Below are 13,244 nucleotides of genomic sequence, written 5' to 3' on the forward strand. Positions count from 1 at the left end.
CTGCCGGTGCGGCCTCACCGCCCGCACCGGCACACGCGGAGCATCGAGATGCCCGATCGCGAACCTTCCTCCCCCTGGCGCATTCCGCTAGTACGCGAAATCGCCGTGATCCTGCTGATCAAGCTGACCCTGCTGCTGAGTATCAAGGCCATCTGGTTCAACGAACCGACAGTCCCCGAGGACGGCCAGCAGCGCGTCGAGCATCACCTGTTTGGTCAGCCTGCCCCACTTTCTATACACACCGAGGAGACACCGAGATGATCTCGGAATCAGTCGTCGACCTTTCACGCCTGCAGTTCGCCATGACAGCGATGTATCACTTCATCTTCGTCCCCCTGACCCTGGGCCTGGCCTTCCTGCTGGCGATCATGGAGTCGGTCTACGTGATGACCGGCAAACAGGTCTACAAGGACATGGTCAAGTTCTGGGGCAAGCTGTTCGGCATCAACTTCGCCTTGGGCGTCACCACCGGGCTGACCATGGAGTTCCAGTTCGGCACCAACTGGGCCTACTACAGCCACTATGTCGGTGACATCTTCGGTGCGCCGCTGGCCATCGAAGGACTGATGGCCTTCTTCCTCGAATCCACCTTCATCGGCCTGTTCTTCTTCGGCTGGGACCGCCTAAGCAAGCTGCAGCACCTGACCGTGACCTGGCTGGTGGCAATTGGCTCGAACCTTTCGGCGCTGTGGATCCTCATCGCCAATGGCTGGATGCAGAACCCGGTAGGTGCCGAGTTTAACTTCGAGACCATGCGCATGGAACTGACCGATTTCGGTGCCCTGCTGTTCAACCCGGTGGCGCAGGTCAAGTTCGTGCATACCGTGGCGGCGGGCTATGTCACCGGTTCGATCTTCGTCCTGGCCATCTCCAGCTATTACCTGCTGAAGAAACGCGATCAGGGTTTCGCCCGTCGCTCCTTCACCATCGCCTCGGCCTTCGGTCTGGCCTCGATTCTCTCGGTGATCGTCCTCGGTGACGAGTCCGGCTACGAGATCGGCGACGTGCAGAAGACCAAGCTGGCGGCCATCGAGGCCGAGTGGGAAACCCACCCAGCACCGGCGGGCTTCACCCTGTTCGGCCTGCCCAACCAGGACGAGCAGCGCACCGACTACGCGGTGAAGATCCCCTACGCCCTGGGGCTGATAGCCACCCGCTCGCTGGATAAGAAGGTAAAGGGCATCAAGGACCTGCTCATCGAGCACGAGGCGCGCATCCGCACCGGCATGACCGCCTACGGGCTGCTGGAGCGCCTGCGTAACGGCGACAAGTCGGCCGAAACCATTGCTGCCTTCAACGAAGTGAAGAATGACCTGGGCTATGGCCTGCTGCTGAAGAAATACACCGCCAATGTGGTCGATGCCAGCGAGGCACAGATCAAGCAGGCCGCGCTGGACACCATTCCCAACGTGTTCAGCCTGTTCTGGAGCTTCCGCATCATGGTCGCCAGCGGCTTCCTTATGCTGGCGCTGTTCGCCTGCGCCTTCTGGGCCTCGGCGAAGAAGAACGAAGAAAGCAAACCCTGGCTGCTCAAGTGGGCGCTGTGGAGCCTGCCACTGCCCTGGATCGCCGCACAGACCGGCTGGTACGTGGCTGAACATGGCCGCCAGCCCTGGTCGATTGGTGAGGTGCTGCCGACCCATCTTTCCGCCTCCAGCCTGTCGTCCGGTGACGTCTGGGGCTCGCTGATCGCGCTGATCGCCTTCTACAGCCTGCTGCTGGTGGTGGAGATGTACCTGATGATCAAGTTCGCCCGCCTTGGCCCATCGAGCCTGCACAGCGGACGCTACCACTTCGAGCAACAGCAGCCGGCCCACGCCTGAGGACTTCGTCATGTTCGACTACGAAACCCTGAAACTCGTCTGGTGGGTGCTGATCGGCGTGCTGCTGATCGGTTTCGCTCTCACCGATGGCTTCGACATGGGCGCCATGGCGCTGATGCCTTTCGTCGGCAAGACCGACAACGAGCGCCGCGTCGCCATCAACACCATCGCCCCGCACTGGGACGGCAACCAGGTGTGGTTCATCACCGCTGGCGGCGCGCTGTTCGCCGCCTGGCCGATGGTCTACGCGGTGGCCTTCTCCGGGCTGTACTGGGCCATGTTACTGGTGCTGTTCGCCCTTTTCTGCCGCCCGGTGGGCTTCGACTACCGCAGCAAACTGGAAAACACCCGCTGGCGCAGCGCCTGGGACTGGGCCCTGTTCGTTGGCGGCGCGGTACCGGCGCTGGTTTTCGGCGTGGCCTTCGGCAACCTGTTCCTCGGCCTGCCGTTCCAGCTCGATGACATGATGCGCTCGAGCTACCACGGCTCCTTCTTCGCCCTGCTCAACCCCTTCGCCCTGCTCTGCGGCGTGGTCAGCCTGAGCATGCTCTGCGCCCACGGCGGCGCCTGGCTGATGATGCGCACCGAAGGTGACCTGGCCGCACGCTCGCGCACGGCCACTTACCTCAGTGCGCTGGTATTCCTGATCGGTTTCCTGCTGGCCGGCAGTTGGCTGGCACTGGGTATCAAGGGCATGAGTCTGGCGGGTGCGTTCGATGCTGGCGCGGCACTGAACCCGCTGCACAAGCAGGTGCTCGCCGACAATGCCGGCTGGCTCGGCAATTACAGTCGCTACCCACTGACAATGGGCGCCCCCGTGCTTGGTGTGGTCGGCGCACTGCTGGCGATTCTCGCCAGCACCTGGCGTCTCGCCGGCCTGACCTTCATCGGCAGTAGCCTGATGATCGTCGGCACCATCTGCACCGCCGGCTTCGCCCTATTCCCCTTCGTCTTCCCGTCGAGCCTTGATGCGGCCTCCAGCCTGACGGTGTGGGACGCGGTATCGAGCCAAAAGACCCTCGGCATCATGTTCGTGGTCGCCTGCATCTTCGTACCGATCATCCTCATCTACACCCTCTGGGGCTACGTGAAGATGTGGGGCAAGCTCAACGACCGCAGCATCGAAGCCAACCCCCACAGCCTGTATTGAGGAGAAACGCGATGTGGTACTTCACCTGGATTCTTGGCGTGCTGCTGGCCTGCAGCTTCGGCATCATCAACGCACTATGGCTGGAAACCACGCAGGATCTCGACACCGAGAGCGAGCATGAGTGACACCACCCTGAGCGAGCGCGCGCCGTTGCGCGTGCTCTCCTGGCTGCTGGCCACGCCCCTGGCGCTGCTGCTGCTGATCCACCCCGGCGCCATGCTCGACAGCCAGGGCCGCTACAGCCATTCGCTGCTGATGCTGGTGATGTGGGGCGTATCCAACGCCTTCATCCACGGCGTCGGCTTCGCCCCGCGCCACTGGCTGTGGCGCGCCATATTCTCACCCTGGTTGGGCTGGGGATTGTGCGGGCTGGGCTATACCCTGCTGTATCTGGCACGAACGGCCTGAACGCAAACGACAGAAACGAAAACGCCGCTCGATTGAGCGGCGTTTCTGTTTATTTGGAGCGGGAAACGAGACTCGAACTCGCGACCCCGACCTTGGCAAGGTCGTGCTCTACCAACTGAGCTATTCCCGCAGTACAACTTGAAATGGCGTCCCCTAGGGGACTCGAACCCCTGTTACCGCCGTGAAAGGGCGGTGTCCTAGGCCACTAGACGAAGGGGACCTTGGAACTTCGTTTGAAACCCTGCCGAAGCAGCATTTCGAAAATTTGGAGCGGGAAACGAGACTCGAACTCGCGACCCCGACCTTGGCAAGGTCGTGCTCTACCAACTGAGCTATTCCCGCATTACAGCTTGAAAGTGGCGTCCCCTAGGGGACTCGAACCCCTGTTACCGCCGTGAAAGGGCGGTGTCCTAGGCCACTAGACGAAGGGGACACACCCCGGAACATCAAGCAACTTTCCGGCTTCCTTCGCTTCGCTTTGGGCTTTGCGCTGGAAGTGGCGCGCATTCTATGGAGGCTTTTAAAGGTCGTCAACCACTCTCTAAAAAATTTTTAAAATCAAAGACTTCAGCCCAGAAATCGATATGCCACTAGGAGCCATGCGAGCAAGCCACTACACTCGGTCGAAAAGTCGATTCTCGAGAGGTCCCAAGCAGTGTCCGCACTCGTGATTACCATGCTGATCGTCGGCGGCATCGCTCTGCTGATGATGATTGCCTACATCAACCACGCCGTCGAGAACAGCAAGCTGGAGAAAGCGCGTCAGCGTGCCGACCTGCTCGACCGTATCCGTCGCTGCCAGGATATCTCCGAGCGTATACCTGGCCAATTGATGACGCCGCAGCTGAAGCTACTGCTGAGCCAGTTACAGTTGCAGGCCAGCGAACGCTTACTGCCACTGGAGAAACAGAACACGACCCTTCGGAGCGATATCGACACGCTGAAGGCGCAGGTCGCTCAGGGCGAATCCATTGTCGTGAAGAACCCTCCTCAACCCATCGCCAACGAAGCCAAAGCCAAGGACGTGCGTTTCCTGCTGGAAAACCTGCATGCCCTAATCACCGGTTCGGTTCAGGCCGGCCTGCTACCCGCAGGCGACGGCAAGCATTGGCTCAAGCAGATTCGGCAGATGCTGGTGCTGGTGCATATCGAGTTCTTCAGCACCCTGGGCCAGGCGGCCATGCAGCAGAAACAACCCGGCCAGGCCCGCCTGGCCTTCGAGCGCGGTGTTCAGTACCTGCGCAAGCAGCCAGATCCCGCGCCCTACCAGGCGCAGCTCAAACGATTCGAGGAGCAGTTGGCACGTGCCAATGCCATGGTGCTCAACAACAATGCTCCAAGGGCGGAAGAACCGAGCCAGTTGACCGAAGGTCTGAAGGACCTGGAAGACGACTGGAAGAAGAAGAATATCTACGACTGAGCAACCCGTTCGCGCGCCCTCGCTCAGTCGAGCACGCGGACCGCCGCTAGGAGTTGCAATGAGCCTGACCGTTTACGGGGCACCGCTGTCCCCCTTCGTCCGCAAACTCTGCCTGTGCCTGATCGAAAAGGGCCTGGATTACGAGCTCGAGGTGGTCATGCCCTTCGGCCAGCCCGATTGGTTTCGCGAACTCAACCCGCTAGGCCGAATTCCCGCCTTTCGCGACGGCGACCTCAAGCTGGCTGACTCCAGCGTCATCTGCCAGTACCTGGAAGAACGCTACCCCGAGCACACACCGCTGTATGGCGCCGATGCAGAGCAACGCGCCAAGGTGCGCTGGCTGGAAAAATACGCCGACTACGAGCTGGCGCCACTGTGCACCTTCACCGTGTTCCGCAACCGCGTGCTGAAAGCCACCATGGGTCAGCCCTGCGACGAGGAAAAGGTGCAGCAGACGCTCAGGGACAAACTGCCCAACCACTTCGACTACTTCGAGACCACGCTGGGTGATGCGCCCTATTTCCTCGGTGAGCAGCTTTCCATGGCCGACCTGGCGCTGGCCAGCCAGCTGATCAACATGGAGCATGGCGGGGAAACCCTGGATGCCAGCCGCTGGCCGAACCTGATGGCGCACTACGAGCGCATCAAGAACCGTGCATCCACACAGCAACTGCTACCGCGTGAACTGCGTACGCTGGAGAAGATCGGCGCCAAGCGCTGAGCCCGCCTCGTAGGGTGCGCGGTGCGCACCAATTCCGACATAAGCTTGCGTGACACATCAAGCCGGCGGTGCGCGTGGCGCACCCTACCGGATCGAGCTCAAACCGCCGTATCGCCTCCGACAGAGCGGCACCATGGGCGTATTCAGCAGTCGCTGGCAGCCAGAAATACCGCTGCCAGCGCTTCGATGCCAGCCTGATCCACCTCGGTGAAACGCCCCACCGACGGGCTGTCCAGATCCAGCACGCCGATCAGGCGCCCTTCCTTGACCAGAGGCACCACCAGTTCACTGTTCGATGCACTGTCACAGGCAATGTGCCCTGGGAAGGCATGCACATCCTCGACTCGTTGCGTCTGCAGGCTGGCCGCCGCCGCACCACAGACGCCACGACCGAAGGCAATACGCACACAGGCCACCTTGCCCTGAAACGGGCCAAGCACCAGCTCGCCATCCTTGACCAGATAGAAGCCAGCCCAGTTCAGGTCGGCCAGCTCGTGAAACAGGAAGGCGGAAAACTGCGCAGCATTGGCAATGAAATCACGTTCGCCGCTAAGCAATGCCTGCAATTGTGCACTCAGCAGAGGGTAACCGTTGAGATCGCCACCAGTCTGAGAAAGATCGATCATGCCTGTTGCTCCAGCAGTTGCAGCCCGACCCAGTGGCGGGCGAATTGATAGGCGCAGCGGCCATTGCGGTTACCACGACCCAGCGCCCAGCGGATGGCAGCCTTTTCCAGCGCATCGTCCCAGCTCCAGTTCAGCCCGACCTGACGCGCCTGCACGTCCACCCAGTGGCGCACGACGATCAGGAAGTGATCCTGAGTGAAGGGATAGAACGACAGCCACAGGCCAAAACGGTCGGACAGCGCGATCTTGTCCTCTACTGCCTCGTTGGGGTGCAGCTCGCCGTCGACCCTCTTCCAGTTCTCGTTGTCGCTCTGATGCTCGGGCACCAGATGGCGGCGGTTGGACGTGGCGTACAGCAGCACGTTGTCCGGCGCCTGTTCCAGCGAGCCATCGAGCACGCTCTTAAGCACACGGTAGTCGCCCTCACCCGCCTCGAACGACAGGTCATCGCAGAACAACACGAAACGTTGCGGCAGGCCGGCCAGCAAGCCGACCACGCGCGGCAGATCGGCCAGGTGATCGCGTTCGATCTCGATCAGGCGCAGGCCGCACTTGGCGTGCTCGGCGAGCAAGGCACGCACCAGGGAAGATTTGCCTGTACCGCGCGCGCCCCAGAGCAGCGCATGGTTGGCCGGCATGCCGCTGACGAACTGGCGGGTATTGCGTGCCAGTTGCTCGCGCTGGACGTCCACGCCCAGCAGGTCGCTCAACGACAGGTCGAGGCTGACCTCCAGCGGCATCAGGTAGCCACTGCGGCCATCACGCACCCAGCGCGCGGCCACGCATTTATTCCAGTCCACCTGCGGGCGCAGCGCAGGCAGCAAGGGCTCGAGACGCTCCAGCACCTGCTCGGCGCGGGCAAGAAAATCCAGCAATCGGGAATCCACGGTCTACTACTCCTTTTGCGCAGAGCAGCACGTTGCAGGCTCTGCCGGTACAAGGTCGCTATCAGCTATGCTTGGCAAGGCGCCAAGGATCAGAGACGACGCACGCATTTATGGATATTTCGCTCACCAATCGTCTGTCGTTCAAACAGGCCGGTCTAACTGTGCTGGTGGCGTTTATCCTTGGCACGCTGCTCAGCGTCACCCAGGTGGCGATCGATTATGCCAGCGAAGAGGCCTCCATCAACCGCGAGATTCGTGCTCTGCTGGAAATCAGCCACAATCCCGCCGCCCGTATCGCCTACAACATCGACGCCGAACTGGCGCAGGAACTGGTACTCGGCCTGCTGCGCTCCCCTGCGGTGACCCGCGCTGAACTGATCGACAACAGCGGCCTGGTGCTGGCCAGCGTCAGCCGTCCACGCAGCGAGAGTCGCTACCGTTTCCTGAGTGACAGCCTGTTTGGTGCCGAACGTGCATTTCAGGACCCGCTGTTCGTATCCCATGCACCCCACGAGCCCCTGGGCTTCCTCCGTCTGGAGATCGATACCTACGCGTTCGGCAGTCACTTCCTGCGGCGCTCGCTACTGACCTTGCTCACCGGGTTCGCGCGCAGCCTGCTGCTATCGCTGATCCTGCTGGTGCTGTTCTACTTCATGCTGACCAAACCCCTGACCGGCGTGATTCGCGCACTCAGCCAACGCAATCCACAAGCGCCGCAGCACCGACCGGTGCCCTGCCCCAAGGGCCATGAGCGCGATGAAATCGGCATCCTGGTCGAGGTTACCAACCGCCAGCTGTCGAGCATCGCCCAGGAGATCGAGCAAAGACGCAACGCCGAAGACCGGCTGACCCAGTACCTGAGTGAATTGGAAAACATCGTCTCGGCCCGTACCGCCGAACTCAAGGCGACCAACGTGCGCCTCAGCCAGTCCAACGCCGAGTTGGAAACGGCGCGCACCACCGCCCTGAACATGGCGCAGGCGCGCTCGGCCTTCCTGGCCAACATGAGCCATGAGATCCGCACCCCGCTCAACGGCCTGCTGGGCATGCTCGCACTGGCCCTGGACGGCCCGCTCAGCGCCGAGCAGCGTCAGCAGCTGGGTATCGCACACGACTCCGGCAAGGTGTTGGTGGAGCTGCTCAACGACATTCTCGACCTGTCCAAATTCGAAGCTGGCCAGCTGGAGCTTGAGGAAATCCCCTTCGACCTCGGCGCCCTGGCCGAAGAAACCGCCAGCTTGCTGTCGCAGAACGCCGCCAACGCCGTGGAGCTGACCTGCCTGATCGATCCGGCACTGCCGGCGCAGGTGCTGGGCGATCCGACGCGAGTGCGCCAGATCGTCAGCAACCTGCTGTCCAATGCGCTCAAATTCACCCGCTTCGGTCGCGTCGACCTGATCGTCGCCTGCACTGTGGACGGCATCAGCATTCGCGTGCGCGATACCGGCATCGGCATCGCCGAAGACGCCCAGGCGCGCATTTTTCAGCCCTTCGCCCAGGCCGAAGTGGGCATCACCCGTGAGTACGGCGGGACCGGCCTCGGACTGGCACTGACGCGGCGCCTGTGCGAGGCAATGCACGGCAAGCTGAGCGTGCATTCGAAAGAAGGCTTCGGCAGTGAGTTCTGCGCCGAGCTACCGCTGCCTGCCCATGTACAAGCCAGTTCACAACCGGCGCTTGAGGGCCGCATCGTCGCGCTGACCCCGGCCAGCAGCGGCCTGCAACAGATGCTCAGCCAGTGGCTGCCCGCCTGGGGCCTGAGTTATCAGCGCCTGGATACAGATGCCAACCTGCACGGCGTGGAGGCCGACCTGCTGATCAGCGATTGCCCGGAATGTCTGTTCGGCATTCGTCCGGCGATGAGCACACCGGTGTTGCTGGTCACCGCCTACGGCAACTTCCTACCGCATGAGCAGGCACAACGCCTTATGCCGCTGCTGCAGATCGCCCGCCCAGTGTCGCGCAATGGCCTGCTACAGGAGCTGCGGCACGTCCTGCACAGCGACGACGGCGACGTTCACAGTAGTGCCCAAGCGCAGCCTGTGCGGGAAAGCAATGCACGCGTACTGCTGGTCGAGGACAACCCGGTCAACCAGATGGTCGCCAAGGGCATGCTGGCCAAGCTCGGCTATCAGGTGCTGGTAGCAGGCCATGGAGGGGAAGCGCTGGAGGTTCTGGAGCAGGAACCTGTCGACCTGATCCTGATGGACTGCAACATGCCGGTGCTGGATGGTTACGAGGCCAGCCGACGCATTCGCAGCAACGGGCGCTGGCCGGAGTTGCCCATTGTCGCCCTGACCGCCAATGCGCTGTCCGACGAACGCGAACGCTGCCGCGCCGCCGGCATGAACGACTACCTGGCCAAACCCTTCCGCCGCGAGGAACTTGCAGCCATTCTGGATACCTGGCTGCCCGCCGACCTCACTCGCTGAGCCTGGCCAACAGGCGATCCAGGCTGCGGCGCAGCCCTTCCACCTCCAGCAGGTCCTGATCGTCGAACTGGCAGAGCAACTGCGCCTTCAGCGGCAAGACCTGCGCCTGGAGCACCCTGCCAGCCTCGCTCAGCGCCAGATGCACCTCGCGCTCGTCCACCTGCGCGCGACGGCGCTGCACCAGCCCCATCTGCTCCAGACGCTTGAGCAGCGGCGTCAGGGTCCCGGAGTCCAGCTGCAGGCGTTGCCCGAGTGCCTTGAGCGTCGGCTGCTCAGGCGCCCGCTCCTGCCACTCCCACAGCACCAGCATCACCAGATATTGCGGGTAGGTCAGGCCGAGGCCGTCGAGCATCGGTTTGTAGGCGCGGATCACCGAGCGTGAAGCGGCGTAGAGCTTGAAGCACAGCTGGTTGTCCAACTGCAGCCCAGCGGTATCGAAAGCACTCATTTCAGCAGGGCTTCGATCTCGCTGCTCAGCTCTTCGGGCTTGGTGGTCGGGGCGAAACGCTTGACCACCTGGCCATCCTCGCCAATCAGGAATTTGGTGAAATTCCACTTGATGCCCTGACTGCCCAGCAGGCCCGGTGCGCGCTTCTTCAACTGCACGAACAACGGGTGAGCATCGCTGCCATTGACGTCGACTTTCTTGAACAGCGGGAAGCTGACACCGAAGTTCAGCTCACAGAACTCGGAAATCGCGCCCTCGTCACCCGGCTCCTGCTTGCCGAACTGATTGCAGGGGAAACCCAGCACCACCAGGCCCTTGTCCTTGTATTGCTGCCAGACGTTTTCCAGGCCCTTGTACTGCGGGGTGAAGCCGCACTTGCTGGCCGTGTTGACCACCAGCACGGCCTTGCCGCCGAAGTCAGCCAGGGTCTTCTGCTCGCCCTTGATGGTGGTGACCGGGATATCGAAAAGCGCGTTGCTCATGGGGAATCGTCCTGAATGGGCTGAAAGTGACGAACAAGGTAGCGAGCAATTAAATTGCATGCAATTCAATTAATGCAGAATAAGGCGCATGGATAGCGCCTTATCGTAGGGTGTCGCGGGACCACCTAGGCTGTGCGCACCTCGGGGCTCTGCGATATCAGCCGGTGCGCACAGCGCACCCTACACAAGGGTCGCGCCCAGGGCTCGCACCAGCGCGGTCAGTGGTGCTGCATCACCCTGAATGCGTACGTGCAGGCCATCGATCTCGCGGCGCATGGGGTAATGCTTGCGCAGGCGGTCGAAGCCGGCGCGACGGGCATCGGCATCGCCGTCCAGGCTGCGACGAAAATCCGCATCGTCACGGCGTGGGTCGTACACCGCGCGACACAGGCTGGCCAGGACCCAGGCCGGGTCCGCGCTGCGGTCGATGCTCAATTCGCTCAGCCAGGGCGCCGGCAACAGATCGGCCAGGCTCACCTGCTCGGCCACGCCCAGCACCCGGCAACAGGCCTGGTAGATCTGCGCCGTGCCGCGCAGCTTGCCGTCCAGGCTATAGCCAGCGATATGCGGCGTCGCGAGTTGGCACAGGGCGGCCAACTCGACGTCGGCCAGCGGCTCGCCTTCCCAGACATCCAGCACCACCTTCAGATCAGGCCGCTGCGGCAGCAGGCTGCGCAGCGCGGCGTTGTCCACCACAGCACCACGGCTGGCGTTGATCAACCAGGTTCCTGGCTTCAATGCCGCCAGGCGCGCCGCACCGAACAGATGGCGCGTCGAAGCGCCCAGCGGCGTGTGCAGGCTGATCACATCGCACTCGTCGATGATCTGCTCCAGGCTGACGAAGTCGCCGCCCTCGTCTGCCTGACGCGGCGGGTCGCATACCCGCACCTGCCAGCCCAGCCCCTGCAACAGCCTGACCAGACGCCCGCCGACCTGCCCTGCGCCAACCACACCGTAAACGCGCGCTGCCGGGTCGGCACCCTCGCGCTCGGCCAGGGTCAGCACGCTGCCCAGCACGTAATCCACCACGCCACGGGCATTGCAACCGGGGGCACTGCTCCAGGCGATACCGGCCTCGGCGAAGTAATCGAGATCCAGGTGGTCGGTGCCAATGGTGCAGGTACCGACGAAACGCACCCGGCTCCCTTCGAGCAAGGCGCGGCTGACCTGCGTCACCGAGCGCACCAGCAGCAGGTCGGCATCACGCACATCGGCTGCCGTGATGGCGCGCCCGGGCAAGCGGCGGATGCTGCCGAACGCAGCGAAGAACTCATCGAGCAGGGGAATGTTTTCGTCGGCGACTATGTGCATGTTGGGCTCCATCAGGCAGGTCGCCATTCTAAGTCAGCCGACACCTCAGCGTCGCCCCACAGGCCGCAAGACAGAGGGGCAGATCGTTCTTTCCTGACCGCTACGTCAAAGCGTAGACTACGCGGTTTCCTGTTATCCCGAAGAGTCGAAATGTCCACCGACAGCCGCCTTGGCCGCGTGCGCACGGAACTGCGCAGCCTCTTGCTCCTGGCCACGCCCATCATCATCGCCCAGCTAGCGCACACCGCCATGGGCTTCGTCGACACGCTGATGGCCGGGCGCGTCAGCCCGCAGGACCTGGCGGCCGTGGCACTGGGCAACTCGATCTGGGTACCGGTATTCCTGCTGATGACCGGCATCCTGCTGGCGACCACGCCCAAGGTGGCGCAACGCTTCGGTGCCGGCCAAGAGGCCGACATCGGCCCGCTGGTGCGCCAGGCGCTCTGGCTGGCGCTTGTTGTCGGCTGCAGCGCCGCAGCCCTGCTGTGGAACGCCGAATTCATCCTGCGCATCATGAATGTCGACCCGGCGCTGATCACTCCGGCGATGGGCTATTTGCGCGCTGTGGCCCTGGGTTTCCCGGCTGTGGCGCTGTATCACGTGCTGCGCTGTTTCAGCGATGGCCTCGGCCACACCCGCCCGGCCATGGTGTTGGGTATTCTCGGCCTGCTGCTGAACATCCCCGCCAATTACATCTTCATCTACGGCAAGTTCGGCCTGCCGGCCATGGGTGGCGTTGGCTGCGGCTGGGCAACCGCGCTGGTGATGGGCTTCATGCTGATTGGCATGCTGGTCTGGGTGAAATGGGCGCCCTACTACCGCAGCAGCGCGCTGTTCACCCACTTCGAATGGCCGCAGTGGACGGTGATCAAACGCCTGCTGAGCATTGGCGTCCCGATCGGCATCGCGGTGTTCGCCGAGTCGAGCATCTTCGCGGTGATCGCTCTGCTGATCGGCGGCCTTGGCGCCACCGTGGTGGCCGGGCACCAGATCGCGCTCAACTTCAGCTCCATGGTGTTCATGATCCCCTACTCGCTGGCCATGGCCGCCACCGTGCGCGTCGGCCAGGCGCTGGGCCGTGGTCAGCCGCGCGAGGCGCGCTTCGCCGCCGGGGTGAGCATGGCGGCAGCGCTGGGCTATGCCTGCGTATCGGCCAGCCTGATGTTCCTGCTGCGTGAACAGATCGCGCAGATCTACACGCCGGACCAAACGGTGATCACCGTGGCGGCAACGCTGATCGTCTATGCGGCGCTGTTCCAGTTCTCCGATGCCATTCAGGTTACTGCGGCCGGCGCGCTACGCGGCTACCAGGACACGCGCATCACCATGCTGCTGACCCTGTTCGCCTACTGGGGAATCGGCCTGCCGGTGGGGTATGCGCTGGGGCTGTCCGACCTGTTCGGCGAACCGAGTGGCCCCAGCGGTCTGTGGCAGGGTCTGGTAGTAGGTCTGACCTGCGCCGCGGCGATGCTCACCGTGCGCCTTGCGGGTAGCGCACGCAAGCGCATTCGCCGGGCCGCCTGAGGCATTGGATAG

General features: G+C 62.9%; 14 protein-coding genes and 4 tRNA genes. 9 read left to right on the forward strand and 9 right to left on the reverse strand.

What is annotated here, in order from left to right; genetic code table 11:
* Positions 1–48: 48 nt before the first annotated feature.
* From cydP to AAEQ75_RS20930, 5 genes are read left to right on the forward strand one after another with little or no spacing between them, the layout of a single operon-like run.
* On the forward strand, positions 49–261 hold the full coding sequence (gene cydP, locus AAEQ75_RS20910; protein WP_003460908.1) for a cytochrome oxidase putative small subunit CydP: 213 nt from the start codon (positions 49–51) through the stop codon (positions 259–261).
* The gene (locus AAEQ75_RS20915; protein ID WP_343350345.1) at positions 258–1,823 is read left to right on the forward strand and encodes a cytochrome ubiquinol oxidase subunit I; all 1,566 of its coding nucleotides are present in this window, start codon (positions 258–260) and stop codon (positions 1,821–1,823) included. Before cydP ends, AAEQ75_RS20915 begins: the two co-directional genes overlap by 4 nt.
* A gap of 10 nt (positions 1,824–1,833) precedes the next feature.
* Positions 1,834–2,973 (forward strand): cytochrome d ubiquinol oxidase subunit II, encoded by a 1,140-nt coding sequence (cydB, locus tag AAEQ75_RS20920; RefSeq protein ID WP_003460906.1) that lies wholly within the window; start codon positions 1,834–1,836, stop codon positions 2,971–2,973.
* Between the two features lie 11 nt (positions 2,974–2,984).
* Positions 2,985–3,098 carry a cytochrome bd-I oxidase subunit CydX gene (gene cydX, locus AAEQ75_RS20925; RefSeq protein WP_037051820.1) on the forward strand — a complete coding sequence of 38 codons (114 nt, stop codon included), beginning with the start codon at positions 2,985–2,987 and terminating at the stop codon, positions 3,096–3,098.
* Complete coding sequence (locus AAEQ75_RS20930; RefSeq protein ID WP_343350348.1) at positions 3,091–3,381, forward strand: cyd operon YbgE family protein; 291 nt, start codon at positions 3,091–3,093, stop codon at positions 3,379–3,381. The genes cydX and AAEQ75_RS20930 overlap by 8 nt, the downstream gene beginning before the upstream one ends.
* Before the next feature lie 54 nt (positions 3,382–3,435).
* On the opposite strand, the gene AAEQ75_RS20935 is transcribed toward AAEQ75_RS20930, so the two are convergent.
* The 4 genes from AAEQ75_RS20935 to AAEQ75_RS20950 form a co-directional block, all read right to left on the reverse strand.
* A tRNA-Gly gene (locus AAEQ75_RS20935) sits at positions 3,436–3,511 on the reverse strand.
* A 14-nt stretch (positions 3,512–3,525) separates the two neighbouring features.
* A tRNA-Glu gene (locus tag AAEQ75_RS20940) sits at positions 3,526–3,601 on the reverse strand.
* Positions 3,602–3,647: 46 nt separating this feature from the next.
* Positions 3,648–3,723: transfer RNA gene (locus tag AAEQ75_RS20945), tRNA-Gly, on the reverse strand.
* Positions 3,724–3,738: 15 nt separating this feature from the next.
* Positions 3,739–3,814 (reverse strand) — tRNA-Glu (locus AAEQ75_RS20950).
* A gap of 222 nt (positions 3,815–4,036) precedes the next feature.
* On the opposite strand from AAEQ75_RS20950, the gene AAEQ75_RS20955 reads away from it, so the two are divergent.
* Positions 4,037–4,801, forward strand: a complete 765-nt coding sequence (locus tag AAEQ75_RS20955; protein ID WP_260678965.1) for a hypothetical protein — start codon at positions 4,037–4,039, stop codon at positions 4,799–4,801.
* 58 nt (positions 4,802–4,859) lie between these two features.
* Positions 4,860–5,522 (forward strand): glutathione S-transferase family protein, encoded by a 663-nt coding sequence (locus AAEQ75_RS20960; protein ID WP_343350349.1) that lies wholly within the window; start codon positions 4,860–4,862, stop codon positions 5,520–5,522.
* A gap of 143 nt (positions 5,523–5,665) precedes the next feature.
* Here AAEQ75_RS20960 and AAEQ75_RS20965 read toward each other — a convergent pair whose 3' ends face one another.
* Together AAEQ75_RS20965 and AAEQ75_RS20970 are read right to left on the reverse strand one after the other, a co-directional pair.
* Positions 5,666–6,148, reverse strand: coding sequence for a GAF domain-containing protein (locus AAEQ75_RS20965; protein ID WP_143504156.1), 483 nt, complete (start codon positions 6,146–6,148; stop codon positions 5,666–5,668).
* Positions 6,145–7,035, reverse strand: coding sequence for an ATP-binding protein (locus AAEQ75_RS20970; protein WP_343350350.1), 891 nt, complete (start codon positions 7,033–7,035; stop codon positions 6,145–6,147). Before AAEQ75_RS20970 ends, AAEQ75_RS20965 begins: the two co-directional genes overlap by 4 nt.
* A 110-nt stretch (positions 7,036–7,145) precedes the next feature.
* On the opposite strand from AAEQ75_RS20970, the gene AAEQ75_RS20975 reads away from it, so the two are divergent.
* On the forward strand, positions 7,146–9,467 hold the full coding sequence (locus AAEQ75_RS20975) for a response regulator (protein ID WP_343350351.1): 2,322 nt from the start codon (positions 7,146–7,148) through the stop codon (positions 9,465–9,467).
* Here the strand turns inward: AAEQ75_RS20975 and AAEQ75_RS20980 are convergent.
* From AAEQ75_RS20980 to pdxB, 3 genes are all read right to left on the reverse strand, one after another.
* Positions 9,457–9,915: a MarR family winged helix-turn-helix transcriptional regulator gene (locus AAEQ75_RS20980; RefSeq protein WP_343350352.1), complete on the reverse strand. Its 459-nt coding sequence runs from the start codon at positions 9,913–9,915 to the stop codon at positions 9,457–9,459. The genes AAEQ75_RS20975 and AAEQ75_RS20980 overlap by 11 nt on opposite strands.
* On the reverse strand, positions 9,912–10,397 hold the full coding sequence (locus tag AAEQ75_RS20985) for a glutathione peroxidase (RefSeq protein WP_037002727.1): 486 nt from the start codon (positions 10,395–10,397) through the stop codon (positions 9,912–9,914). Before AAEQ75_RS20985 ends, AAEQ75_RS20980 begins: the two co-directional genes overlap by 4 nt.
* Before the next feature lie 180 nt (positions 10,398–10,577).
* Positions 10,578–11,708 (reverse strand): 4-phosphoerythronate dehydrogenase PdxB, encoded by a 1,131-nt coding sequence (gene pdxB, locus AAEQ75_RS20990; RefSeq protein ID WP_343350355.1) that lies wholly within the window; start codon positions 11,706–11,708, stop codon positions 10,578–10,580.
* Between the two features lie 150 nt (positions 11,709–11,858).
* On the opposite strand from pdxB, the gene AAEQ75_RS20995 reads away from it, so the two are divergent.
* Complete coding sequence (locus AAEQ75_RS20995; RefSeq protein WP_343350356.1) at positions 11,859–13,232, forward strand: MATE family efflux transporter; 1,374 nt, start codon at positions 11,859–11,861, stop codon at positions 13,230–13,232.
* The last annotated feature ends 12 nt before the right edge of the window (positions 13,233–13,244 follow it).

The organism is Pseudomonas sediminis (assembly GCF_039555755.1).
Classification (GTDB): domain Bacteria; phylum Pseudomonadota; class Gammaproteobacteria; order Pseudomonadales; family Pseudomonadaceae; genus Aquipseudomonas; species Aquipseudomonas mendocina_D.